The organism is Pantoea sp. QMID4 (assembly GCF_030270445.1).
Lineage (GTDB): Bacteria > Pseudomonadota > Gammaproteobacteria > Enterobacterales > Enterobacteriaceae > Pantoea > Pantoea vagans.
The window spans coordinates 90,614-114,936 of sequence record NZ_BSXL01000010.1; the positions used below are offsets into that span (position 1 = coordinate 90,614).

17 protein-coding genes and 6 pseudogenes are annotated in these 24,323 nt (G+C 51.4%); 7 read left to right on the forward strand and 16 right to left on the reverse strand.

Features of this window, described 5'->3' with window-relative positions; translation table 11 throughout:
• Window positions 1-2 precede the first annotated feature (2 nt).
• From QSK07_RS20485 to QSK07_RS20505, 5 genes and pseudogenes are all read right to left on the reverse strand, one after another.
• The gene (locus tag QSK07_RS20485) at window positions 3-812 is read right to left on the reverse strand and encodes a MetQ/NlpA family ABC transporter substrate-binding protein (protein ID WP_285722686.1); all 810 of its coding nucleotides are present in this window, start codon (window positions 810-812) and stop codon (window positions 3-5) included.
• 33 nt (window positions 813-845) lie between these two features.
• Window positions 846-2,195, reverse strand: a complete 1,350-nt coding sequence (locus QSK07_RS20490; protein WP_285722684.1) for an LLM class flavin-dependent oxidoreductase — start codon at window positions 2,193-2,195, stop codon at window positions 846-848.
• Window positions 2,192-3,382: an SfnB family sulfur acquisition oxidoreductase gene (locus QSK07_RS20495; protein ID WP_285722682.1), complete on the reverse strand. Its 1,191-nt coding sequence runs from the start codon at window positions 3,380-3,382 to the stop codon at window positions 2,192-2,194. Before QSK07_RS20495 ends, QSK07_RS20490 begins: the two co-directional genes overlap by 4 nt.
• 9 nt (window positions 3,383-3,391) lie before the next feature.
• The gene (locus QSK07_RS20500; protein WP_285722680.1) at window positions 3,392-4,603 is read right to left on the reverse strand and encodes an SfnB family sulfur acquisition oxidoreductase; all 1,212 of its coding nucleotides are present in this window, start codon (window positions 4,601-4,603) and stop codon (window positions 3,392-3,394) included.
• A 242-nt stretch (window positions 4,604-4,845) separates the two neighbouring features.
• A pseudogene (locus tag QSK07_RS20505) lies at window positions 4,846-5,319 on the reverse strand (nuclear transport factor 2 family protein).
• Between the two features lie 891 nt (window positions 5,320-6,210).
• On the opposite strand from QSK07_RS20505, the gene QSK07_RS20510 reads away from it, so the two are divergent.
• Complete coding sequence (locus QSK07_RS20510) at window positions 6,211-7,248, forward strand: tyrosine-type recombinase/integrase (protein ID WP_285722678.1); 1,038 nt, start codon at window positions 6,211-6,213, stop codon at window positions 7,246-7,248.
• 355 nt (window positions 7,249-7,603) lie between these two features.
• Here QSK07_RS20510 and feoB read toward each other — a convergent pair whose 3' ends face one another.
• From feoB to QSK07_RS22890, 3 genes and pseudogenes are all read right to left on the reverse strand, one after another.
• Window positions 7,604-9,931: a Fe(2+) transporter permease subunit FeoB gene (gene feoB, locus QSK07_RS20515; protein WP_285722676.1), complete on the reverse strand. Its 2,328-nt coding sequence runs from the start codon at window positions 9,929-9,931 to the stop codon at window positions 7,604-7,606.
• Complete coding sequence (locus tag QSK07_RS20520) at window positions 9,931-10,155, reverse strand: FeoA domain-containing protein (RefSeq protein WP_285722674.1); 225 nt, start codon at window positions 10,153-10,155, stop codon at window positions 9,931-9,933. The genes feoB and QSK07_RS20520 overlap by 1 nt, the downstream gene beginning before the upstream one ends.
• Window positions 10,156-11,646: 1,491 nt before the next feature.
• Window positions 11,647-11,856: pseudogene (locus QSK07_RS22890) on the reverse strand (amidase family protein); the annotation flags it as partial.
• 364 nt (window positions 11,857-12,220) lie between these two features.
• Here QSK07_RS22890 and QSK07_RS22970 point away from each other — a divergent pair.
• The gene (locus QSK07_RS22970; protein WP_285722810.1) at window positions 12,221-12,439 is read left to right on the forward strand and encodes a hypothetical protein; all 219 of its coding nucleotides are present in this window, start codon (window positions 12,221-12,223) and stop codon (window positions 12,437-12,439) included.
• A gap of 64 nt (window positions 12,440-12,503) precedes the next feature.
• Here QSK07_RS22970 and QSK07_RS20530 read toward each other — a convergent pair whose 3' ends face one another.
• The gene (locus tag QSK07_RS20530; protein WP_285722672.1) at window positions 12,504-12,704 is read right to left on the reverse strand and encodes a DUF2256 domain-containing protein; all 201 of its coding nucleotides are present in this window, start codon (window positions 12,702-12,704) and stop codon (window positions 12,504-12,506) included.
• A gap of 1,181 nt (window positions 12,705-13,885) precedes the next feature.
• Here QSK07_RS20530 and QSK07_RS20535 point away from each other — a divergent pair.
• The gene (locus tag QSK07_RS20535; RefSeq protein ID WP_285722808.1) at window positions 13,886-14,287 is read left to right on the forward strand and encodes an H-NS family histone-like protein; all 402 of its coding nucleotides are present in this window, start codon (window positions 13,886-13,888) and stop codon (window positions 14,285-14,287) included.
• A gap of 334 nt (window positions 14,288-14,621) precedes the next feature.
• Here QSK07_RS20535 and QSK07_RS20540 read toward each other — a convergent pair whose 3' ends face one another.
• Window positions 14,622-14,864, reverse strand: a complete 243-nt coding sequence (locus QSK07_RS20540) for a hypothetical protein (protein WP_352230974.1) — start codon at window positions 14,862-14,864, stop codon at window positions 14,622-14,624.
• Between the two features lie 273 nt (window positions 14,865-15,137).
• Here QSK07_RS20540 and QSK07_RS20545 point away from each other — a divergent pair, with 273 nt between their 5' ends.
• Window positions 15,138-15,539, forward strand: a complete 402-nt coding sequence (locus QSK07_RS20545) for an H-NS family histone-like protein (RefSeq protein WP_285722670.1) — start codon at window positions 15,138-15,140, stop codon at window positions 15,537-15,539.
• A 43-nt stretch (window positions 15,540-15,582) separates the two neighbouring features.
• On the opposite strand, the pseudogene QSK07_RS20550 reads toward QSK07_RS20545, so the two are convergent.
• The 4 genes and pseudogenes from QSK07_RS20550 to QSK07_RS20565 all read right to left on the reverse strand — a co-directional run bounded on the left by QSK07_RS20550 (window position 15,583) and on the right by QSK07_RS20565 (window position 20,452).
• Window positions 15,583-16,280: pseudogene (locus QSK07_RS20550) on the reverse strand (GlxA family transcriptional regulator).
• Between the two features lie 80 nt (window positions 16,281-16,360).
• On the reverse strand, window positions 16,361-17,140 hold the full coding sequence (locus QSK07_RS20555) for an MBL fold metallo-hydrolase (RefSeq protein ID WP_285722668.1): 780 nt from the start codon (window positions 17,138-17,140) through the stop codon (window positions 16,361-16,363).
• 217 nt (window positions 17,141-17,357) lie between these two features.
• Complete coding sequence (gene ahr / locus QSK07_RS20560; RefSeq protein ID WP_285722666.1) at window positions 17,358-18,374, reverse strand: NADPH-dependent aldehyde reductase Ahr; 1,017 nt, start codon at window positions 18,372-18,374, stop codon at window positions 17,358-17,360.
• A 104-nt stretch (window positions 18,375-18,478) separates the two neighbouring features.
• On the reverse strand, window positions 18,479-20,452 hold the full coding sequence (locus QSK07_RS20565) for a methyl-accepting chemotaxis protein (RefSeq protein ID WP_285722664.1): 1,974 nt from the start codon (window positions 20,450-20,452) through the stop codon (window positions 18,479-18,481).
• A 358-nt stretch (window positions 20,453-20,810) separates the two neighbouring features.
• Here QSK07_RS20565 and QSK07_RS20570 point away from each other — a divergent pair.
• Window positions 20,811-21,048: pseudogene (locus QSK07_RS20570) on the forward strand (type II toxin-antitoxin system RelB/DinJ family antitoxin).
• A gap of 133 nt (window positions 21,049-21,181) precedes the next feature.
• Here QSK07_RS20570 and QSK07_RS20575 read toward each other — a convergent pair.
• Window positions 21,182-21,472: pseudogene (locus QSK07_RS20575) on the reverse strand (hypothetical protein); the annotation flags it as partial.
• Between the two features lie 201 nt (window positions 21,473-21,673).
• Here QSK07_RS20575 and QSK07_RS20580 point away from each other — a divergent pair.
• The gene (locus QSK07_RS20580) at window positions 21,674-21,850 is read left to right on the forward strand and encodes a con-10 family general stress protein (RefSeq protein ID WP_098049795.1); all 177 of its coding nucleotides are present in this window, start codon (window positions 21,674-21,676) and stop codon (window positions 21,848-21,850) included.
• A 253-nt stretch (window positions 21,851-22,103) separates the two neighbouring features.
• On the opposite strand, the pseudogene QSK07_RS20585 reads toward QSK07_RS20580, so the two are convergent.
• A pseudogene (locus QSK07_RS20585) lies at window positions 22,104-23,355 on the reverse strand (efflux RND transporter permease subunit); the annotation flags it as partial.
• A 601-nt stretch (window positions 23,356-23,956) separates the two neighbouring features.
• On the opposite strand from QSK07_RS20585, the gene yajD reads away from it, so the two are divergent.
• Window positions 23,957-24,304 carry an HNH nuclease YajD gene (yajD, locus tag QSK07_RS20590; protein ID WP_013356513.1) on the forward strand — a complete coding sequence of 116 codons (348 nt, stop codon included), beginning with the start codon at window positions 23,957-23,959 and terminating at the stop codon, window positions 24,302-24,304.
• Window positions 24,305-24,323 lie beyond the last annotated feature (19 nt).

The window sequence follows — 24,323 nt, forward strand, 5'->3', positions numbered from 1 at the left end:
GATTACTGGCTCCAGCCTGGCTGATAGAGTTTGCCATAGAAATTGTCGAGGCTGGCGCGGACCACAGGAGAGTGCTGATAGATATCCACAAACTTCGCCAGTCGCGGATCGTCCTGATGACCCTGACGGATGACGAACTGAATGACATATTCCGGGTGCTCCAGCCCGTCGAACAGCAACGCCTTATTGGGATCAATCGTCTTTGCCAGACGCAGATAGTGTGGATAGCCCTGCGCCAGGTCGACCTCTTCCAGCGAGCGCGAGAGCTGTACCGCTTCCACTTCGATAATTTTCAGCTTTTTAGGGTTACTGACGATGTCATCAACGGTTGCTTTCAGTCCCACACCCGGTTTGAGCGTAATCAGCCCTGCCTTCTGCAGCAGCAATAATCCGCGTGCGCCATTAATCGGATCGTTGGCGATAGCAACGGTGCCGCCTTCGGGAACCTGATCAATCGCGCTGTGTTTTTTGGAGTAAAGACCAATGTTATTGATGATGGCTGGCGCATAAGCGACCAGGTGGAAGCCGCCGGATTGATTAGCATTTTCCAGAAAAGGCTTGTGCTGGAACAGATTGACGTCGATATCGCCATTTTCTACGCTGACATTCGGGGCAGTCCAGTCGGTAAATTCGACCAGTTCAACATCCAGGCCCTGCTTCTTTGCTTCGGCGACAGCGGTCTCCAGCGGCGGGGCAAACGCGGCGGTGGTGCCCACTTTGAGCGGGCCTGAATAGTTCGCTGCGGTCGCAGCGGCACTGAGAGTCAGCAGCAGACCACCCAGGGCGGCGCGTAGTGTTTTTGAGCGTAGCATGATGATTCCTTGAGGTTAAACAGATCAATGAGGTCAGGCAGGATGACGCCAGCGTGCCGCCGGATGACGATCGGGCAGGCGATCCTGCTGAAAAATTTTGTGGCGCAGTGAACCGGGCTGGTAAGCCGTTTTATAGCGCCCGCGCTGCTGGAGTTCAGGTACAACTAAATCGATAAAGTCGCGATAGCTCTGTGGGTTCAGAATGCGGGTCAGATTAAAGCCGTCAATGTCGCCTTCATCCATCCAGTGCAGCAGCGCGTCCGCGACCTGCGCGGGATTACCGATAATCAGTGGATAGCGACTGCCCATCGCATGCTGCTCCAGCAGACGGCGACGGGTCCAGCCGCTGTAGGCTTTACTGACCGATTCGATAGCCCGGGTCGCCCCGCTGATAATGGGTTCGTCGAGCTCAAAGGCGGCCAGATCGAGACCTATGGAACTGGAGAAATGGGCAATGCCCGCTTCCGGGCTGGCATATTCAAGATAACTACGGTGTTTCTCCTGTGCTTCACGTTCTGTCGGGGCGACGATGACGCCGACTCCCATAAAGATGCGCAAATCATCTGCACGTCGGCCTGCCTTCACCGCCGCCTGCCGCAATCGCTGAGTCTGCTCTCGCATTGCTGTGGGTGTCGCTGCATTAACAAAAGTGCACTCGGCATGGCGCGCAGCAAACTGAATACCACGGGCAGACGTGCCGGCCTGAAACAGCAACGGTGTACGCTGGGGGGACGGACTGCTGAGGTGATACCCTTCAACCTGATAATATTCACCCTGATGCCTGACCGGATAAATTTTCGTGGCGTCTGCGTAGAGACGATTTGGACGATCGACAACCAGCGCATCATCCTGCCAGCTTCCTTCCCAAAGCTGATAACTGACATCGAGAAACTCATCAGCCTGTGTATAGCGCTCATCGTGTGCCAGCAGCTGTTTATTTCCCATGGCACGGGCGGCGCTGTCCAGGTAGCCGGTGACGATGTTCCAGCCTATTCGTCCCCGAGTCAGATGGTCGAGTGTGGAAAGACGGCGGGCAAAAGGAAACGGTGCTTCATAACTGAGATTAGCGGTCACGGCGAAGCCAAGATGCTGCGTGACGCCCGCCATAGCCGAAACCAGCATCAGCGGATCGTTGACTGGTAGCTGAATCGACTCGCGTGCCGTTAGCGTAATACCCTGCTGATAAACGTCATATACGCCCAGAATATCCGCAATAAAGAGTCCGTCGAACAGCCCACGTTCCAGCAGACGCGCCAGATCAGTCCAGTAGGCCAGCGTATTGAACTCGGTTGAACGATCTTCCGGGTGCGTCCACATGCCGTGATGGATATGGCCGACACAATTCATGTTAAACGCGTTGAGCAGAACCTGTTTCTGAGTCATAGCGTGCCCCGGCGCGGTGGCAGCACGCCATTGAGCAGGTAATTCCCTATCGCGGGATATTTCCAGCGTACCGGATCGTGCAGGGTATGGGTGCGTGCGTTACGCCAGTGGCGATCAAAGTTATATTCACGCAGGCTGGCGCGTGAGCCGCCCAGCTCAAACAGCAAATTAGCCGCTTCCAGTGAGACTTCTGTGGTCCAGGCACGCGCTCTGGCCACCTCCACCGAGGCCAGTGCTACCGTCGCGGCCTCAGACTGCTGTTGCGCGGCGTCGATGGCTGCGCCAGCCTCAGCTAACAGGGCGTCACCGGCGCTCAGTCGCGCCGCCAGACGGCCGGTGCGATCGAGCGTTAAGGGGTCATCAGTGGCACGCGTTACCCCGCTGTCGGGCCAGGGCCGGGCATGCTGGCGCAGAAAGTCGAGCATGTCGTTAAATGCGGCGCGTGCAATTCCCTGATCGATAGCGGCGTGCATAATCTGCGCAAAAGGGCCGACGGTCGTTGGCCGCTCAAATGCTGTCTGAAACGGGACCACATCTTCAGCATCTACCCTGACGTTTTCGAAGAGGACGCTGCCGCTGCCTGTAGTGCGCTGACCGAACCCGCTCCAGTCATCAATAACGGTCACACCCGCCTGATGACGTGGCACAAATATCAGTTGCTCTTTATCCTCTTCATCGCGCGCAGCCGTGGGAATGCGGTCAGCAAACAGCGCACCGGTAGCGTAGAACTTGCTGCCGTTGAGAATATTGCACCGAATCTGCGTGGTCCGCTGATGTGCGGCACGGGAGGAGAACTCTGCCAGCGCATTGCCCAGATGCACGCCTGTCAGGACTTCCTGATACAACCGTTGTTTTTGTGATTCACTGCCGTTAACGCGCAGTACTTCCAGCGCGTAATAGTGATTTTGCGGAACCTGACCAATCGCTGCATCAGCCTCGCTAATCAGCGTGATCACAGACACGAGTGTGGCGGTTGATACGGCAATGCCGCCATAAGCCTGCGGCACGGTAATCGCCCCTAATCCTGATTGAAAAAGGGTCTGCAGAGGGGAATGCGGCAGTTTACGTTCACGATCTCGCGCTGCGGCTCCCTCGCGGAACTGCTGCGCCAGTTGCGCAGCCACTTCCAGCGCATGCTGCTCGCTGCGAATACGGGAAGCGTGCTGTTTGGGCTGAACCTGACTCATTCTTTCTCCTTAAATCCATGCATGACGCGCGGGGTAGATCGCATTGAGGTAGTAATTGCCGATAGCGTGTGTTTTCCAGCGCACCGGGTCGTGCAGCGTATGAGTGCGCGCATTACGCCAGTGGCGATCCAGCCCATGCTGCAGGAGCGTGGCGCGACTGCCGCCCCACTCCAGCAGTTTTTCACTGGCACGCAGCGCGATGTCGGTGGTCAGCACTTTGGCTTCCGCTACGGCAATAGAGGCGGCTGCGCTGTTTTCCGCTGTCAGTGCCTGCGGATTGAGTGCATCAAGCTCCTTTGCGGCTCGGCGCAGTAAGGCATTTGCGGCGCTCAGTTCAGTACTGATACGACCGATGTCAGCAAGGATGTAGGGATCATCAGCATTGCGTTCCACGCCTGCGTCCACCCAGGGGCGTGAGCTGCTGCGGACAAACTCCAGCGCATCGTCCAGCGCGCCCTGGGCGATACCGGCATCAATCGCCGCCTGAATCAGCTGCGAGACAGCACCGCGCAGGGTCGGTTTTTCTGCTGGCGGCAAGGGAATAAGCAATGCAGGATCTACGGCAACCCGATTAAGCCTTACCGTGCCGCTGGCCGTGGTGCGCTGACCCATGCCTGACCAGTCATCAATAATCTCTACGCCGTCGGCAGGCAGCGGGATAAAAGCCATTGCAGGCTGGTCACCCTCCTGCAGAGCGGTGGTCACCAGAATGTCAGCGAACAATGCACCGGTTGAATAGAATTTCTCTCCGGTCAGATGGTGCGCCAGACCGTCACTGAGCAGCCGTGCCTGAATGTCCCGCGTATGGCGGGTGTTCTTCTCGGGGCCTCCATTGCCCAGTCGTTTGCCACTGACCACGGCCTGCAGCAATGTTGTCTGTTGTTGCATGTTGCCTTCGCCAAGAATGAACTGGATCAGACCAAAGTGATTTTGCGGAATCTGGCCCAGAGAGGGATCGCTGGCTGAGATGATGCGGAATACCTCCGCCACTGTCTGAAAATCCAGTCCCCCACCACCAAAGCAGCGTGGAACACTGATGCTGCCCAGTCCGAGCCGGGTAAACGTGTCGAGAAGGTCGCGGGGGTAAAGACGTTGCTGATCGCGTTCAATGGCGCCAGGTTTCGCCTGTTCAGCCAGCGAATGGGCAGCCTGAATAGCCTGATCGCGTCGGGTAATGACAGCCGCCAGGCAAGCCTCGGGAGGATCAGAAATGAGTTTCATAGCGCTTCCGGAAAAAGAGACAGGCATCAAAGCAGACTGGCTGATATTGAGCGCGTCACATTTATTAACGTTGAAAGCGATAATAGGCAGTTGGTCAGAACGAAGTAAATAGCGTGGTTATTACAATATTCGCAAAGCTAATTCATAATATAGCTTTACCTTTTCCAGGTTTTTCTGGCTGATACTATAAAAATAAAAAATACTTTTTGACCATAAAAATCGTTAATAATATGAAAGGAATATTACGTGTTCACTGGCTCTGGCATAGCTGAAGCGTGATGGGTTGAGATGTCCCAGCCCTTACCATCCCAAACGTAAGTGAAGGTATAACGTGCTGTGACGTGCGTATTATCTTTAAAGATAAAGATAAAGGTATAAACGCCGGCATCAATCGATTTATTGCAGCAAATTTGGATGGTAAGGGAATCAATTTTACCGCCCGGACCTTTTTTCAGGAAGTCTTTGAGATAGTCAATACGTTCCTGAACTGTCAGGCGCACTCAGTTTGAAATAGCAGGCAGCAACACGGCATCGCTGACATATAATTCAGAGACTTTAGTAGCATCGCTGGTTGCCAGCGTATTATTCCAGGTATCAAACAGGCTGGCCACATCCTGCTCAGACGCTGTGGCACAGGTGACCGGTTGTTGTGCCAGTGTAATAGCCGGCGCGCAGGAAAGACTTAAAAGACACATCGATAATAAACTTTTTTTCATGAAAAATCCTTTTTAACCCTGATGAATGCCGGTGTTGCAGGTGTTACTCCAGATGCCGGCATAAAAATGCGCATAATTGATTACTTCTCAAAGACCCCAATATCATCTTATTTATTGTTAACCTGGTTTGGTCAGTAAATTAACGGTCCGTCTCGTTTTGATCAAAAAAGGAGAAAAGGGTGTCATTGCTTCTCATATTCAGGAGCGCTGGATGCCTGTTTGTAATTGCTGGATGATATTTGAATCTTTAACGCATTGATATTGAGTTTTTTGTTCTGATATTTATACTCGGAACACTATCCTGATAGTGGGAATGAGCGGTTTTCTGGCAGGGCGATAAAAATAGGCGGAAACCTGGTCAACTTTAAAGCTAAAGTAAATAATTTTTATTCGTAGCCGGTCGTGAATGTTAATTAGGTAATTTTCTGATTTATTTTTAAAGCCAGCTTCATATTCAATCATTCATGAGCGATTAATAAGCGTCTTATCAATTTAATTCACTATTGCCATTATTTAAGTGAGTCATTTTTTTAAACTGAAAGTGAGAAGGTTTATTCAGACATCTGGTTCAAATCTTATACTCTGCATAGCCTGAGCCCTTAAACTATCGCAACCGGTAAATGCGTGGTCAGGATGACTCACTGCCCCACCCGATTCTGCAACGTACCGATCGGCAAAGATCCTGAAGAATGGCTATGAGTTTTTAACTTCGTATAATTGTTCTTATACGAAGTCATGACACAGGTAAGTTGGCGGGTTATGATAATGGGCAGCAAAGATGAGGCGACAAAATCGCAACGCTACGTAAATTCTGACCGATAATCCCCCTGCTGGATTCTCAGAATTCACGTAGCGCGATCATCGTGTTTTCTGATTAATAAGCGAGCAAAGATGAGTGAGATAGTGCCGTTAACCCGTTTGACGGTGAACCGGAACAGTGATATCACCGAACGGCTCAGGCAGTTCGTCCAGGACAAAGAGGCCTTTTCCCCCAATACCTGGCGACAGCTGCTTAGCGTCATGCGAATCTGCAATCAGTGGTCAGAAGATAACCAGCGTACTTTTCTGCCGATGAGCGCAGGGGATTTGCGCGACTATCTCTTTTTTCTGGCTGAAAGCGGACGGGCTTCTCCGACTGTCACGTCCCATGCCGCGTTGATTTCGATGTTACACCGTAACGCCGGATTGCCTGTGCCTAATATTTCTCCGCTGGTTTTCCGTACCATGAAGAAGATTAACCGGGTTGCCGTTGTGAATGGCGAGCGTGCTGGCCAGGCCGTGCCCTTCAGGCTGACAGACCTGATGGCGCTGGATAAACAGTGGTCAGGTTCTGGTAATCTCCAGGCGCTTCGTGATCTGGCTTTTTTGCATGTCGCCTATGCAACACTACTTCGTATCAGTGAACTGTCACGATTACGGGTGCGTGATGTGATGCGTGCCGGTGATGGTCGTATCATTCTGGATGTAGCGTGGACAAAAACGATTGTGCAGACCGGCGGATTGATTAAGGCGCTCAGCGCGCATTCAACCCGACGACTTGAAGAGTGGATCGAGGCGTCCGGCCTTTCCAGTCAGCCTGATGCCTGGCTGTTCAATGCAGTACACCGCTCAGGTCGGGTACTGATTACAGAAAAACCGATGAGTACCCGGGCACTGGAACAAATTTTTAATCGTGCCTGGCGAACGGCTGGAAAAGGCAGCGCAATAAAGGCTAACAAGAATCGCTATACCGGCTGGAGTGGCCACAGTGCCAGGGTGGGGGCTGCTCAGGATATGGCAGATAAAGGCTATCCTGTCGCCCGCATCATGCAGGAAGGCACCTGGAAAAAACCGGAGACACTGATGCGTTATATCCGTCATGTGGATGCGCATAAGGGCGCTATGGTGGAGTTTATGGAACAATATGCGGAACCTGACATTCCCGGCTGACGGCTTCATAAAGCGCGAATTTGATCGGTTTTCAGGCCAGAGTTATCCACAGAAAAAGTGGACAGCCTGTGTGTAAGCCGGTACGGTTTATCACTGTTGTAAGTCTGTGTCGGGTTCATGCGGCTGATTTCATTGCTTTCTTCGTGCTGCCAGACCACCTGCTGCGAATCTGTCTCTGAGACAGCAGCTGCCAGTTTAAAAGGAATGGCCGAAACGTGCAGTATGCCAGGCGATGTTAACCAACGCCATTCACTGATGTTTCTGATCGATCACTGTCAGCAACAGGACGATCGCGTGACTATCCGCTGCGGCGCTGATAAATCAGCATCGCAGCGGATAGCATTGGTGCTTATCTTTACTGTGCGTAGCCTTTCTGTTTATCACAGCTTCCGTGGCAACCGCGACAACCCCTATTTTCCTCTGTGAGCATAACCGGTATTGCCTGCACCCTATTTCCCGCTTTACGCAGTGTCAGCAGGATGATTCCATTCAGCAACAGAACGCTTATCAGGCAGACTGCACTGAATGCAGGATGCTCGTTAAACGTGACGGTCTGATAAAAGAGTGTCGCCACGGTATAGGCGATGTTAAGCCCCCAGAAGAATGAGAACATCATCCATTTTTTCCCGGCCTCACGCGCGATCGCACCCATGACTGAGACGCAGGGAACGTAGAGCAGGACAAAGATTAAGTAGCTGTAAGCGGCAAAGCCGCTGCCAAATTTGGCTGACATCACGCCCATCGAACCGGATGCCATCTCACCATCGCCTTTGCTGGCATCGATGGGATGGGCCAGCGCATCAATTCTGAATGCAGCCGTCAGGCCCGCCCTGGTCTCTGTTAGCGCCTCTTTTAATTCATCCGCCAGGTTAAAAGCCTGCGGATCAAACACACTGCTCTGAATCGCCTCCGTGGTATAGAGGCTGTTAAGCGTACCGACTACGACCTCTTTTGCCATAATACCGCTTACCAGCCCCACTGTTGCCTGCCAGTTATCCTGCGTCACCCCGATTGGCAGAAGCACAGGCGTGATGGCTTTACTGGCCGCCGCCAGGGCAGAGTGGTTTATGTCATCAACCAGCTGGCCTTTGAAGGAAAAGCTGCTCAGCACACCAATCAGCATGCTCACCAGGATAATGACCTGACCGGCACGCACCACAAACATTTTCAGCCGTTGCCAGGTCTGCAGCAGCAGGCTTTTAAGATGAGGCCGGTGATAGACCGGCAACTCCATGATAAACGGCGAAGCTTCGCCACCCAGCAGGGTATGTTTAAGCACCAGTCCGGTCGCAATCGCCACGATAATGCCCAGCAGATAGAGAGAGAATACCAGGCTGGAATTGTGAGCATTGAAGAATGCCGCGGCGAACACCGCAAAAATTGCCAGCCGCGCGCCACAGGACATAAAAGGCGCAATCAGAACTGTGAGCAGACGCTCACGCGGCGTGTCCAGCGTCCTTGTACCCATCACGGCCGGCACATTACAACCAAAGCCGACAATCAGCGGCACAAAAGATTTTCCCGGCAGGCCCAGCGACTGCATCAGCCGATCCATCACAAAGGCGGCGCGTGCCATATAGCCTGAATCCTCCAGGAAAGAGAGGAACAGGAACATCAGGCCAATCTGTGGGATGATGGGCAGCACGGTATTGATTCCGGCGCCGAGACCCTGCGCCAGAAAAACTGTCAGCCAGGCCGGGAAGTGACAGACATATCCCACCCATTGTGCGCCATGAATGAATATCGCCACCGAACTGCCGTCGAACAGCGGCTGAAGTGCGGCTCCAATGTTAATTGAGAGCACAAACATTACATACATTACTGCCAGGAATATCGGAATGCCCAGCCAGCGGTCCAGCACAATGTTATCAATCTGGCGGGTAAGACTAGCCGGGATCGCCTGATGAATGTTACTGACGGCTGCACAGACCGCGTTAATGGCACGATAGCGATAATCGGCAATCTGTACGCCCGTATCGCCACCCGCCTGCTGCAAAATCTCAGGCAGGTGTGGAAGCAGTTCCGGGCAAAGTTTCTGGCTGTTGATATCGCCTTCAAGCAACTGCAATGCCAGCCAGTATCTTTTCTGCGCAGCCAGCGTCGCAGACATCTGCAGGCTGAGTTGCTCAATCGCAGTTTCAATCGCAGCCGGATAATGCACCCTTTCGGGAGCGCGATAAATATGCGGCTGGTCAATCAGTGATTTTAGCTGAGCGATACCGTCGCCTTTGGTTGAGGTCAGTGAAACTACCGGACATCCCAGGCGTGCTGACAGCGCTGCGGCATCAATAGTGATGTTCTGACTTGCGGCAATATCCTGCATGTTCAGGGCGATAATGCAGGGTACGCCGAGCTCAAGCAGCTGAAAGGTCAGGAACAGGTTACTTTCCAGACTGGAGGCATCGACGACGTTAATTACCACATCGGCGTGATCCTGATAGAGATACTGACAGGCGATACTCTCATCAATTGAGCTTTCAGCGGATAGCGTAGTCAGAGAGCGAGTGCCAGGCAGGTCGATGAGCCGGACGTCAGACTGCGCAGTAAAGAACTGACCCTCTTTACGTTCAACCGTGACGCCAGCCCAGTTACCGACCCGCTGGCGGGCACCGGTCAGCTGATTAAACAGCGTGGTTTTGCCGGTATTGGGATTGCCTATCAACCCGATGGTGATCTTTTTCATCAGACGATCTCCTCCAGAATAATGTCGGCCAGATCACGCCGCCGCACCGCCAGGCTGACACGGCGGGTACGAATCTGAACCGGATCGCCCATAGGTGCCACGCGAATAACCTCCACTACTGCCCCAGGCAGCATGCCCATTGTCAGTAGTTTCTGCCGCCAGGCGGAATTTACCGATGGCTGATAACCAAGAATCCGGTAAGTGCTACCCATGTTAATTGCCATACGACGCTCTGCCTCTGCTAAAGAAGCTATGATTTTATAAATGATAAGCGTTTCGGTTTTTGATCTGGGATCGCTCAGGCAGGGGAAAACCGCTGCTATTGTCAACAACAGCTCAACAGGCCGTTAACTCGCGGATTAGCGGAGAAAGTTCAGAGGTCCGTCTCCGTCTTGTGACCGGGTGAGGGCAATACTTTCGCCATCTGACGCCTTGCCTGCCGGTGTGTTCCTTCGATATGAGCCCGGACTAAAAGCGTGCTGGTCAGCAGAGGGGATGTCCGGGCTCGATGTTTGTGAAAGCTGCTGCCTGATAGCCTTTAGTGCATTCAGTCTTGCTGCGCATCATTTACAGGATGCTCAGTGCGAGGCATGACAGTAAAAATCATGAAAAAATGAAAAGTGGTGATTTGAATGCAAAAGAAAACATTCATTTTTTCTGGAGAGATATCGTTTTTTGCAATCATATGATAACAACAATCCCTCGTTACTCTGTCTATAGACAATATTGTCAGACTTACCGCAGATTGACTCCTATCACTTAACGTATAAAAGGATCTGAAATGCGTCTATTAAATGCAGCAGAACTGAAAACTGTTAGCGGTGCTGATCCTGGTTACTCAGATCTTCTGTAAATGTAGAATGATGCTGGCCTGAACTCTCCGGATTTTTATAATTATGACCGGGCAGCTAAAGACATTAACGCAAAAAGTTCTGCCGGCGCTATAGAGAATGAGAGCTGGAATAATTTATCTATTGGTGAAGCCAGCTGGACGCTTAACGGTGCCGGCGAAAAAGTGAAGTGGTTCAACTAGGGTGTCTTGATGGCATTTCATATTTGATAATTTAATGCGGGTAAAACGGTATTTTCCAACCGTAGCCACAAAAGGACAGATTTCTGAAACCGCTTCGCTTCGGAAACCTTTTAATCGTCAGTTTCAATGCTATTCCGTTAAACTCTCCGGAACAGTGTGTATTACCTTCGGATTCGAAAACATTGTCATGTCCTTAATATCGGAAAACTATGGAATGTTGTAGACCTGGATTCACAATGTCCGCTCCGGGTACTCGGTAGACTTTGCTGAAAAGCTGTTCTTTCCTCTGGTGAGTGGCTAAACCTGATGTTTTTATACTGTGAGAGAACAGGTAAATTGACTATTTAGTTACATCATTCAATTTCACTGAGTAAAACCTTTCCGACCCTTCGGGCCGGCTGGGGCGGCTTGCCAATGAGCACTCGGACTTTCAGAACGGCTAGATTTATCTTTAACCAAAAACGGGCACCCTCTCAAAGACATTGAGAGCAATGCGATTTAGTCGTTAGTGTGTTGTAACTAAATTGGTGGCTATTTTACTTTGTTGCATGATTGCAAAGGCTGTAACACCACACTTCCGGCATGAGGCTGCCAACAAATGGAAATAAAACAGGCGTAAAAATCGATCTTCGTAAACCTGATTCCCGCTTAATTAAACGCTTTTAGCCTGCCTGAACCGTAATTAACATCCAGCAACTGCTATCTGCTTAAATGAAAAAGCCACCTGATAATAAGGTGGGCCATTACAGGGACTTTCAGCACGTTCGTAGTGGCCACGCTGCATAACCCCATTTGCCATAGGTAGCATGTTGGTTTTACCCAGGCAGATTGCGCCCGCCTTATGTAATTGCTCGACGGCGACTGCATCATACTGCGCTACCAGATTTTTAAACGCCGGACTGCCTTAAGCCGCCGTCATCCCTTTCACCAGATAACTGTCTTTAGCTGTGTATAGGATACCGTCAAACGGAATCAAGACTTGACCACGGGCACGCTGCGCATCCAACAATTCAGCTTCTTTGAGAGCCTCAGAATTACGGACAACCACCACATTCAGTTTCGTTTCGGTACCGGGACCATTGTCAGATAAAAATTTCTTTTTTGCCGGTGAGCAAGCCCATTCAGATAATCAGACTGGCTTACTTACTGAACAGCCTGCTTAAACGCTGGCGGGTATTGCAGAGAAACGGATGATGAAACATCTAATGCTGATGTTGTTCACTCTTTGTCTGACCGGATGCGTGCAATAAAAATGGATTAAACCATATGCATCTGAGCAGCAGGAAACCACATCGGAAACAGCCTGTCAGGCTCAGGCGATACGGTATTTACCGCCTGATAATATCGTCAGCGGTAAATACACCTCGAAAGACAGTAAATATAAAACGACCGATACCGACTACTCAACCCGTGACGTCTATGAAAGTCAGCGCGAGATACTGATAAAAAATTGCATGTTTAAAAAAGGCTGGTAACAGATTGAGGTTCAGCAATAGCCTCTATAAGGCCAGGTCAAAACCTGGACTTTTCCTGTGAGTTTTACGGGTTCCGATCAGCATTTATTACTGCATCATCTTTATGCCGCGCAGAACGCTGACGCCGGCAACGCTCTGAGCAATACAAAACCTCATTCCAGCACTTCTCCCACTTTTTACGCCATGACATCGGTTTGTTACAGGTTTTACAGTAACGAACCGGTAATGACTTTTTATTACCTTTAAACACTTCAGACCTCTGCATAGGTAATCATCGCGCTGACGTTAACGCATCTGTTGTTAAGTGTAGCTTAGCCTGCGGTAATTCCTGCCCATTTTTGCGATAACTACTTGTACAGTGTTCAGATCAGGTAATTCCGATGCCTGTCCTTGCCTGCCCCCCGAATGGATTTATAGTGCGAATTTATCATTTGCAACTATTTAAACTTGCGTTGCTCTCTGAAACCTGAGAATGAGCCCTGCATAAGTAAGAATCCACAGGGTTAATTACACCAGTCAACAGTCCAGCGCCGTTCATACCCGCACTTGACAGGCCGGTTATTCATTACTCTGTTCATCTATACGTTACGCGATGGACTTGAAATGAGAAGAGGTTGTCAAACCCCTTATCAAGCTGGCCGATATTGTGCAACTAAACGCTGGGTTTAATGCGCCTTAAGCAATAATCCTTGAGACAAATGGCATCCAGGCTTGAATCCACAGCATGTCATGGGCTTATTAGCTAAAGACACTGATTGAACAAAAGGTAATTATTACCGTAGATAATCATTTTAATGGCAGCAGGCAGGCGATGCTTCTGCTTAACCCGTATCCAGCTGTGTGAGTGTACTGCACATTCCACGCTTATTTAAACCAACCGGCAGACAATTTTGCAGCGCCGTTATGCGTTATATTACGTTCCTGAAAACAGAGACCACTTCAGAGAAATTAAATTATTATCAATAACTTACCACTATAATTCCGAACCAGCTTTCAGTAAGTAAATTGGTTTAATAACTCATTGCGCGATCTTTACAGTGTAATTGTGCACAACATCATTGCCCTGTGTGGTAGATGCGTGTGGGCTTTGCCGCAAAAATTATCTTTGTGCTCAGGTGAGCGAAGCGACTCCGGTGACACAGCAGAAAAATCAGCACGATTAATCCATAGCCACGCTAAATTATCGTGCTTCTCTGCTGAGACAAGTTTTAGCCATTTTGAGTGAAGCGGGTAAAAAAATGGCTTAAATTTACTTTTGTTTAACGAGTATGCGTTGAATAGAGTTTTAACTCTCTCTGAGACAGATTAATATGTTAAGGTTGAACTATCGGTTCTGTATTATGATTCTACGAAGGCAAGCATTTAAAAAAAAGCAGGTCCGACGAAAAGCATCAGCGTGAACCCGCTCTGTATTTTTATTATCTGAACATGACTATGGTGACTTTGATGAGTGACACTCTCAACAGCTTGAATAATATCCGTACCCTCCGCGCAAATGCTCGTGAGCTTGACCTTGCTGCCCTGGAAGAAATGCTGGAAAAACTGTCGGTTGTGGTCAGTGAGCGACGTGAAGAAGTTCAGGCTTCTGAAGCGGCTAATCGTGAAAAAGCTGAGAAACTGGCAAAATACCGTGAATTACTGTTGCAGGAAGGTATAGATCCTAACGAACTGTTAAATGGTATGCCGACTGCGCCCGCTGAGAAGAAAAAACGTGCGCCTCGTCCGGCTAAATATCAGTATACCGACGAGAATGGTGACGTTAAGCAATGGACGGGTCAGGGCCGAACCCCTTCGGCGATTAAATCAGCCATCGATGCAGGTAAATCGCTGGACGATTTTCTGATCTAATTCAGGATACCTGGATGATAACCGCCTGGCGTTGCTCAGGTGGTTCTTTACCAGCAACAGACGGAAAACACCAACCTCATACTTCCCCTGCCTGTACACACGCTGCTTATCCACTTCATACACGATCATGCACAGACACTAACCTGAATGTAATAACCGAAATGATCTGCGCAATATCGTTGCAGATAAAAAAGTTTCATTCACTTAGCTCAGCTGTTTTATCTATTCACAACAGACCGTGAAATTGCGGCAGACATCTCTGCAACAGATGCATTGTCTGACTCAGCGCCCTACCTTCTGCACCGGTGGTGGCGAGCAGTTTTTCAAGCTCGCGTTACACTTCGCGCAATGAAAGTTCAGTTTGCAGAAACGTATCGTCAGCCTGCCGCGCCTGCGACAGCGAGAGATTCACGGCCTTATCCTCAGCTTTACGGACGGTTTCATTCCAGCCTTCCCGCGGCGTCCTCAGATTCAATCCAATTACCGTCACGGTCAGCAATACGCCGGAGAGCATAATGCTTCTCAGCAGCGGCGAAATTTCTGGCGCAGAACCATCATTTTTAAGGCGAAACGTCATGCCTGTCCTTCATAAATCCTGTTGACTGATTTAAGTACAGTTAGTCAAAAGCAAGAATGCAAATCCCGACATCCCGCTTCAATAATGACAATCCGTATTAAACCAGCAGAATCCGCTTAAATCTTTTGCTTGAATGGCTCAAACAGTGTCCATAATACAGTTTTATGGCGAATTAACCCACTTTTAAGCTTCAACTCTCTGACAGCTAAATGTTACTCTTACTGGCTGAATAATTTGCACTTTATTGATTAACTTGAGTATTTGAGGAATTTTATGACTAAGAACCTGAGCAGCCTGAATAATATCCGCACGCTTCGTGCAGAGGCACGCAATATGGCTCTGGATATGCTCGAAGAGTTGCGCCAGAAATTAGAGGCCGTGGTAAATGAGCGTCGTGATGAGGAAAACGCACGAGCGGCAGAAGCCCGTGAAAAAGCAGAGAAACTGGCTTTTTATCATGAGCTGTTGATGGAAGAAGGGATCAATCCGGCAGAACTGGTGAATAGCGATGCTCTCGCGGTATCCGGGAAAAAGAAACGCGCGAAACGTCCGGCGAAATATCGTTACACCGATGAAAACGATCAGGTTCGTGACTGGACGGGTCAGGGCCGTACTCCCTCTGTCATTAAGGCGGCGATTGAAAATGGCCAGTCGCTGGATGATTTCCTGCTTTAGTTGCAAGAATTCCTGCCGGCCTGGTGACCGCTATTGCGAGGCACTATGCCGGCCTGGAAATCCCCGTAATGCCGGCAGTCATCCCGCCGCATCGCACATTATCTTCCGTCACTATCGCATTGTTCATCTCCGGTTGTGGACCGCGAAACGTCCGTCGCCACTCGCTGGGAGTAACGCCTAACCGGGATTTGAAACACTGCCGGAATGAAACGGGCGAATCAAAACCTGCCCTTGCTGCCACGCTTTCAATGCTGATACCGGTGGTTTCGGGTAACCGCTGGCTATGCTGCAGACGCTCAGCCGTCAGCCACTCACCCAGTGACTGCCCGTCGCCTTGTGAAAATGGCGCGTCAGCGTTCGCCTGCTCGTACCATGCGCCTGTAACAGGGTGTCGGGGGCCTGCGGCTGATGGAGATTCTCTCGCAGGGATGCCAGCAGCGCATTGATCCTGCCGTCACGGGTCGTTTCCGGAACCGGCCGCTCAATAAACTGCGCCTGCGACGGTTTTTAAGCCGGATTATGCCACCAGGACACAATAATGATATCTGCCTGATCGAGCAGGCTGAGCCCGTTTGACACCATGATTGACAGTCCCATCTCTGAGATCACCGGACCTGGTTTTTCTGCACAGATATCAATATGAAAAAGATCCTGCTGCAGGAGTGCTGAGCCGAACAGAATGCAGGGGACAGAAAAATGAAACGGACTAAAACCGGCCGTTACCAGCACCGCGACGTTCAGAGCAGCCGTCTTATCCCCTTTTTGTGAAACGCATGATTGAGCCCTCTCCGCGTAACGGTGCCGGTTCAGGACGACGATGCTCAGAACGTCATTACTTCACCATCTTCCGGGATCAGTACCCGGTCAGCAATACCCTGTTCCAGGGTGTAAGCACGCAGTTCAGCGCGTGCCAGCAGACAATGGTTAATCACTTCCATATGCGAAGTCACCAGGGTCGCTTCAGGCAGAATATGGAGGGTGCGCAGTGTATCCTCCTCTCCCATAATGATGGGGCCATAGAGATCGTTAGTCGCATTGCCGGCATTGATTACCACTACCTGCGGCTGAAAACGTTGCAGCGTTCTGACATAAGGCTTAACCCAGACGGTATCCCCGGCAATGTAGAGCGTTTTTTCTGACAGATGGATAAACACCAGACCACAGGTATCGCCCAGAATATCGCCCATGACTTTGTCGGCATACAATGCATTGCTGCGGTGCTGACCCTCCGTTTTATAGATCGTCAGGCCGTCAACAAACGGATTTTCATCCTGCAGTACCCGGACGTGTGCAAAACCCTGCGAACGAATCAGCACTGCATCACCTTCATTCTGGTTATAGATCATCATCGTCTTTGGTATGAGCGGCTTCGTGGCCTCGTCCCAGTGGTCCATATGTGTATGGGTCACAATCACTGCGTCTACCGCCAGCAGTGCCTCAATCGGGAGAGGCAGTTCAGCCATGGGATTGCGCAGATGGGGACGGGCATTACCGGCAAAGCCAGGCCACGCGTCTTTGTCTGCCAGCATCGGATCGATCAGGAATGTGTTGCCAGCATACTCCAGCAGCAGTGTGGCATTACGAATCTGAGTCAGCTTCATTTTGTGCTCCGCAAAGGGTCTCTTTGACATCAGCCAGGCTCACAGGACAGTGATCGATGGATTCGGGCCACTTTTGAATGTATCGCTGACTGGAATCTGAGCGTGATGGAAGAAAGGACATGACCCGAGTGTGAAACGAATTTTCAGGATCAGGGCTGACAACATGAGGACAAAAAAATGCCGCAGCAGGCTGCGGCATGTTCATTTCAGGTTCGCATCAGAAATCGGCTTTCAGAACCACACGGTAATTGGCTTTACCGGCGCGGACGTGATCCAGCGCTTTATTGATGTCTGACATCGGGAAGAACTCAACCTGGGGCGCAATATCTGCACGCGAAGCGAGCCGCAGCAGCGAGCGCAGCTGGCCTGGTGATCCGGTTGATGAACCGGTTACCGCTTTGTCGCCCAGGATCAGATCAAACGCGCTGACTTCAATCGGCTTCATCACGGCACCCACGGTGTGGAATTTCCCCTGAGGTGCCAGCGCGGCGAAATAGGGTTTCCAGTCCAGGTCGACTGCCACGGTGCTCAGGATCAGATCAAAACGACCCGCCTGCTTCCTGAGAGCCTCAGGATCACGGCTGTTAACCACTTCATCCGCACCCATATCCAGAATCGACTGCTTCTTATCCGGCGTTGAGCTGAAGGCCACGACTTCGGCACCCATCGCGTGCAGGAGTTTGATCGCGATATGGCCCAGACCGCCGATACCGATCACGCCAACACGGCTGGTCGCAGTGATGTTGCTCATCAGCAGCGGTTTAAATACGGTAATACCGCCGCACAGCAGCGGACCGGCGCTGGCCACATCCAGTTTTTCCGGCAGCGGGATAACCCATTGCCAGTCGGCGCGCAGCTTCTCGGCAAAACCACCCTTATTCATGATGGTCGGGATGCTGCCCTGCTGACAGTTAACCTGCTCGCCGTTGATACAGGCATCACAGTGCTGACAGCTTTTGGCTGTCCAGCCGATTCCTACACGCTGGCCGATTGAGAGACCTTTGCTTTTAGCCGCTTCGCCAAGGGCTGAAACGCGGCCAATCACTTCATGTCCTGCAATCACCGGGAACTGAGAGATGCCCCACTCGTTATCGATCATCGACAGATCTGAGTGGCAGACGCCACAATATTCGACCTGGACTTCGACTTCTTCGGCTGCCAGTTCGGCGGCATCGTACTCATAGAGTTCAAGGGCCTGGCCAGCCTGCATGGCTGCATAACTTTTGATTTTCATTAGTACCTCTGCGTGGTTAATCACCGACAAGTGTAACAACTGGAAGCCTGCCTTGCCCGGCCGTTACGCTTACACCGCACTTTTTTGTCTTTTATGTTGATAAATCAGCCTTTAACCTGCGCTCCGGAAAGCGTTTGTAACACTTTGAGCTGCGCGACCGCTTCCTGCATCGCATCCATTCCCTGCGTCAGTTCACGCAGGCTGCCGAGATGCTTAGCAATGTCGGCGCGCTCATGTCGGGTCTGCTGATTCATGGCCGCCAGCTTATCGGCCGCGCTGATACTGCTCTCCGCCATCTGTGCAGCCGTCTGCGCCGAGTCACTGGCCACCAGCCGGATCCGTGAGATGGTGGTGACCGCCTCGCCAATGTTACTCGCCGTTGCTTCAGCCTGCTCTTTCGACGAATGTGCCAGACGACGAACTTCGCCTGCTACCACGGCAAACCCGCGGCCAGCCTCGCCTGCGCGTGCTGCTTCGACGGCGGCATTCAGCGCCAGAATGTTGGTCTGGAAAGCAATATTGCTGATGCCATGTGTGATCTCATTAATGCCATTCGAGATTTTTTCCAGATCGTCCAGCCCTTCATCCAGCCGTCCCTGCGCCTGCTGACTCTCAGTAGCGATGTTACTGATGTTACGGATACTGCTTTCTGCAAGGCTCAGCGTTTCGCCCTGGCTGTGCGTCGCCGTTTCGAGTACCGGTAACGCCTCCATCAGCGGCGTCAGCGCCTGCTGATAGTTGATAACCCGATCAAGCACCCGCGTCTGAATCGTGTTCAGCGCCTCCCAGCGGCGTAATGCCCGTTGCGCGTAGTGGGCCGCATAACCGGCATACTCCACCGGGAACTGGCTCATCGCTTTAACGTCATGATTGAAAAATACCAGCGCAGAAAGCGTCTGGTTAATAGGCACGCCCAGGATTTCACCAAAGCTGGAAAAACCGGCGGCGGCAATCCCTTTGAAGAAATGGGCATTATGCAGTTTGTCAGCATTACCGACGCGACGCAGGATACAGTCGTTCATCAGAATCGCCGCAGGTTTGCCATGCCGGGCGGTAAAAGCCTGCCACTCCTGCTGTGTCGCCTGTTTAAAGTCTTTTTCTTCCATCAGGAAAAGCCGATCGCCAAACTCAAGGTCACAGAAAAACTGCACGCCACCCGCTTCAATTTTGGCGATCGAGCGAATAAAGTATTCGCCGCCGACTTTAACACCAAAGGTCAGCCCCTTCAGGCGTTCAGTCAGTTGCGCCTCAGTGCAGTTAAGATGCTCACACAACGACGCCACAAACGGCTGCTGCTGCCCCTGGCGGTTAAACACGGATGTCACCGTACGCGCAATCGGATCGGCTTCAGCAATCAGCCAGCTCTGCTCGCGTGGCGTGAAGTTCTGGCTTTTAAACGGTGCAAAGGATTTTCCTGCTGGCATCTGGCAGAACACGATAACTGCCTTGCCCTGCAGCACTCTGCCACCCGCCCCAATCCAGGTGCCATCAAAGGTAATTTTGCCACCGGCTGAACCGCCAATCGCCAGGCAGGGGAAGCGCCCGCTGTTATACCAGGCCTGCATCAGAAAACCTTCTGACGCCGACAGGCCGTCGCAGTATATCAGGGCGAAAGTCCGATCGGCCGACAGCGACATCCGCACCTGCAACCGCATCAGCTCCTGCTGGATGGCGTTGATACGCTGACTGGCGGTCTGCGTATCGGCAACATGCAGATCGACAATGTGTGTCTCATGGCTGGCGATCAGCGTGTCGGGCAGCCAGAGATAGCTTCCTTCCGGGCCATTGCTATCACAGTAGGTGCTTTGCGATCGGCTGCTGCTCAGCGCGCCGTTGGAGGAAAGCGTCAGTACCGTCAGATCGGGGGTGTTAAAGCGCTGCCAGGCCTTGCTGACCCGCTTAAAATCGGCTTCAGGCGGAACAAATGTCATCAGAATGCCACCCGCGCGCGAGCTTAAACCAATGGAGGAGAGTGAATCTGGCAACGCACGACAATCCCAGGTGCCATTCGCTGGCTTGCTGCTACGCCTGAGACGGGCAACAGGCAGGTGTCTTTTGATCGTCTTAATGATCGACATATTATTATTTTCACTTTTATATGAGTAATTCACGCTTAAATTCGCGCTTTCTGGTGTGTAGAAGGAGGGCTAAATGCAGGTCCGTTCGCGTTCAGAACTCGTCGCTGAGTGCCGGGTTCATCATTAACTGGCGCGCTCAACGCCATTGGGTTATCGCCATCAGCGGGAAAACCTTTAGCGATTGCTGCGGTTGGTTTAATGAATGAAGTTGTTACATTTTAGTGGCATAAAATAAGCCGGGACAGGAGTCTGGCGGGCAGATGTAAAGCTCAATTGGTGAGAGGTTCTTACTGTTTGCGATACCGACTCACCAACGCGAAAATTGTAATATCAAATGTAAAAGCAAAGGGCACTCGCTGTGGGCACAATTAACATTCGAATCGATGATGACCTGAAAACACGATCCTATGCTGCGCTCGAAAAATGGGTGTAACACCTTCTGATTGACTGCGCCTCATGCCTGAATATATCGCAGATAATGAACGTCTTGCTTTTAAGCAGACGTGACTCAGTGACGAAAATACGACTTAGCAGACATCGTTAAAGAACGCCTGATGAACCCTGAGCCTGTACGGGTCACACTGGATGATCTTTAACGAACCAGGCCTTTTCGTGGTAGCTGTCGGTAAAAGAGACCGCTGAAAGGGTTATTCTGCCGCTTGATGGCGTCTCTCTTAAACAGGCGATTTTACCGCTAAAAAGTTTGAGCGGCGTTATACACCACGTCTTCCGGCCACTCTGCTGCCAGTGCCACTCGCAGCGCTCCCGTGCTTCAGCAGGCAAATCACGTAAATCAGGCAGCGTATCACCGGAACCGTAGGCCATTGATCCCGTCGCTTCCTGCTGTTCATCCTGCGCGGCGAAGCTGATTTTCTCCTGCAGTTTCTGCCAGCTATCGCCCTGCTGCCGGGAGATCACAGCAAAAGTGGGCGTTTGTGCATCATCGCCGTAGATTTCATATTTCTGCTTATGCTCGTCAGAACCAAACTCAAGCGTGTCTATTAACGTCGCGTCGCTCATAGCATTCTCCTTTTTCGTCAGGCCTTTAAGCGCAGTTCATCGGTCTTTGACCGGCTGTCGCGAACAGGCAGCAGAAATTTAATCTCTTTTTTATCAATGCCTTTATGACGAGTATTTGCATAAACGAAGCGGGCGGCTATGCTTCCTGGTGTGACTAGCTAGTCCTTTTTATCTAACGGAACATTGATATGAGGTCTTCCTATGACACAACAGAAATACAGAGGTGGTGCCGGTAATTTTGCCAACGATCCGGAACGTGCGAGTGAAGCTGGCAGTGCAGGAGGCAAGGTCAGTGGGGGCAATTTCAAAAATGATCATGAAAAAGCCAGGGAAGCCGGTCGGAAAGGAGGCAAGATTAGTCGACGTACTTCTAAGTAATTCTGAATAAAGCGCTTTAGGACGTTTTACGCCATGGAGTGGCATTTCTCCCGAGTGAATCCACGACGATGTTCGTCTCTCATCTCTCTGTCATAAAATACTTTTAGCTATTTCACGTCTCTGGTATTCGCAACCCGGATAGCAGGTCTGACGGCACGCTTTATTTTCAGTCACAGGAGCCGTAATTTCAGCCTGCCTGTCCTGTCAGACAGACGAGCTGAAAGCGTTATTTTCCGTCACGATGCCGGGGCAGTTAGTGGAACAGCGGAACGAAGAACAGAGCCAGCACGGTACCCGCCAGCGTGTCGCCAATGATACCGGTGCCGATAGTGATGCGGCTGTTAGCACCGGCACCGGTCGCCACCGCCTGCGGGATCACCCCGGCGATAAAGGCCAGTGAGGTCATAATAATCGGTCACAGACAGGTTCGCGCCGCCAGCAACGCCGCAGCACTCAGCGAATTGCCCCTACGCGCCGCATCCTTGGCAAATTCGATAATCAGTATCGCGTTTCTGGACGTCAGCCTGACCGTGTTCAGTAACGCCACCTGGAAGTCGATATCGTTGCTTAATCCGCGCAGCGCCACGGCCAGCACCGTACCCAGTACACCGGGTGGCACCGCTAACAGCACGGAAAACGGCACCGATCAGCTCTCATACAGCGCAGCCAGGCAAAGGAAAACCACCAGAATCGAGATCGCATAAAGCGTGGTCGACTGCCCGCGCGCCTGCTTCTCCTGCAGTGAAAGTCCGCTCCACGCACCCGTCGTGCCGGCCGGTAGTTCAATCGCCAGCCGTTCAATGGTGTTCATGGCATAACCGGAACTGAAGCCTTCGGCGTTTTGTCCTTGGATTTCATAGGAGGCAGAACCGTTGTAGCGGTTAAGACTTTCCGGCCCTATGGTCCGGCGGGTCGAGGCAAACGCTGAGAAAGGCGTCATGGTTCCTTCACTGTTACGGATGTACCACTTATCCAGATCCGATGGCGCGGAGCGATACTGACCATCGTCTTGCAGACAAACGCGTTTCACCCGGCCACGATCGATAAAGTCATTGATGTAGGCTCCGCCCCGGACGCTGGTTAGCGTGTCGATCACATCATCCAGCTGGAGTCACAGCGCCACCGCTTTGCGGGTATCAATATCAATCTGCAGCTGCGGGGTCTGAAGCAGGATATTCGCCCGCACATCGATCAGATCCGGGCTTTGCGCAGCGTTCTTTCACAGCTGATCGCGCAGGCTGCCCAGCTGCTGCCACCACTGGCCAGCAGCTCATATGTGAAGCCATTATTCTTCCCCAGCCCCGGCACCGACGGCGACGGCGACGTCAGCGCAAAGATCTGTGCATCCCGAATCGACACAAGCGCATAGGTGGCGCGTCCGGCAATGGCTTCAGCAGAGTTCTCACTGCCGGGTCGCTGGTCCCGATTTTTAAGCTTGATAACGCCATACCGGCATTCTGCGCCGCACCGCTGAAGTTAAAGCCGTTGATATAGGTTTTAACATCTGGTTAAACATCCTGACGTTATCTTTTCCTGAACCGGGCTGATCGCGACGCTGTGCCGCCAGTTCGTTTTGTAGCAGCCAGACCGGGTCACTTCTGGCGTAGTTGCCAAAAACATTGGTGTGGAACAAGTCTGATGATGCACTGAGCAAAATGGTCATCCCTGACTATTCTGAAATAAAAGATATTAATCAGCAGAGAACAATGAAATTTTTGTACTTTCTTTCGCTTATCGCCTCTGCTCACTATTTACTGATCTTCCTGCCCAGACTCCGCACCCGCCGTGAACCTATTACCTGCTGGGGATGCTGGATTTATCTGGGGGCCAACGCGAATTTCTGGGCTGTTGATGGCGTGCGGCACTACATTTAGCGTGGAATTTTAAGCAAAGCGGTAAATATTCATGTCTCTGACGCTATGCTGGTGATATTCAAGGCTAGTGCGGGCAACAGGATCAGTTATCAGTAGTGGGTAGTTGCCGGTTATCGCTTTAAGCCTGTCAGCCTTTCTTCTCGCGTAACAGCACGATTTCTCCTCTGGTTACGTTGTGGGATATAGTGGCGGCACTATCGTGAACACCTCTGCAAAACAGGTAATAACTGCCATGGCTCTGATCCCCAAAAACTACTCGCGGCTGGAGAGCGGCTACCGTGAGAAAGCACTTAAAATTTACCCCTGGGTGTGTGGGCGCTGCTCACGCGAATTTGTTTATTCAAATCTGCGCGAGCTGACGGTTCACCATATCGATCACGACCACACTAATAATCCGGAAGATGGCAGCAACTGGGAGTTGTTGTGTCTCTATTGTCACGATCACGAGCACTCAAAGTACACTGAGGCTGACCAGTATGGCACCCGCGTGGTGGCAGGCGAAGATGCGCAAAAAGATGTGGGTGAGGCGACTTACAATCCATTTGCTGATTTGAAGTCGATGCTGAATAAAAAGAAGTAATCGCTGAATTTTGAGCCTG

What these genes read in the sequence shown, in the direction of transcription:
- QSK07_RS20485 (WP_285722686.1), bottom strand. Translation starts at nt 812, where the DNA reads ATGCTACGCTCAAAAACACTACGCGCCGCCCTGGGTGGTCTGCTGCTG.
- QSK07_RS20490 (WP_285722684.1), bottom strand. Translation starts at nt 2,195, where the DNA reads ATGACTCAGAAACAGGTTCTGCTCAACGCGTTTAACATGAATTGTGTC.
- QSK07_RS20495 (WP_285722682.1), bottom strand. Translation starts at nt 3,382, where the DNA reads ATGAGTCAGGTTCAGCCCAAACAGCACGCTTCCCGTATTCGCAGCGAG.
- QSK07_RS20500 (WP_285722680.1), bottom strand. Translation starts at nt 4,603, where the DNA reads ATGAAACTCATTTCTGATCCTCCCGAGGCTTGCCTGGCGGCTGTCATT.
- QSK07_RS20510 (WP_285722678.1), top strand. Translation starts at nt 6,211, where the DNA reads ATGAGTGAGATAGTGCCGTTAACCCGTTTGACGGTGAACCGGAACAGT.
- feoB (WP_285722676.1), bottom strand. Translation starts at nt 9,931, where the DNA reads ATGAAAAAGATCACCATCGGGTTGATAGGCAATCCCAATACCGGCAAA.
- QSK07_RS20520 (WP_285722674.1), bottom strand. Translation starts at nt 10,155, where the DNA reads ATGGCAATTAACATGGGTAGCACTTACCGGATTCTTGGTTATCAGCCA.
- QSK07_RS20530 (WP_285722672.1), bottom strand. Translation starts at nt 12,704, where the DNA reads ATGCAGAGGTCTGAAGTGTTTAAAGGTAATAAAAAGTCATTACCGGTT.
- QSK07_RS20535 (WP_285722808.1), top strand. Translation starts at nt 13,886, where the DNA reads ATGAGTGACACTCTCAACAGCTTGAATAATATCCGTACCCTCCGCGCA.
- QSK07_RS20540 (WP_352230974.1), bottom strand. Translation starts at nt 14,864, where the DNA reads ATGACGTTTCGCCTTAAAAATGATGGTTCTGCGCCAGAAATTTCGCCG.
- QSK07_RS20545 (WP_285722670.1), top strand. Translation starts at nt 15,138, where the DNA reads ATGACTAAGAACCTGAGCAGCCTGAATAATATCCGCACGCTTCGTGCA.
- QSK07_RS20555 (WP_285722668.1), bottom strand. Translation starts at nt 17,140, where the DNA reads ATGAAGCTGACTCAGATTCGTAATGCCACACTGCTGCTGGAGTATGCT.
- ahr (WP_285722666.1), bottom strand. Translation starts at nt 18,374, where the DNA reads ATGAAAATCAAAAGTTATGCAGCCATGCAGGCTGGCCAGGCCCTTGAA.
- QSK07_RS20565 (WP_285722664.1), bottom strand. Translation starts at nt 20,452, where the DNA reads ATGTCGATCATTAAGACGATCAAAAGACACCTGCCTGTTGCCCGTCTC.
- QSK07_RS20580 (WP_098049795.1), top strand. Translation starts at nt 21,674, where the DNA reads ATGACACAACAGAAATACAGAGGTGGTGCCGGTAATTTTGCCAACGAT.
- yajD (WP_013356513.1), top strand. Translation starts at nt 23,957, where the DNA reads ATGGCTCTGATCCCCAAAAACTACTCGCGGCTGGAGAGCGGCTACCGT.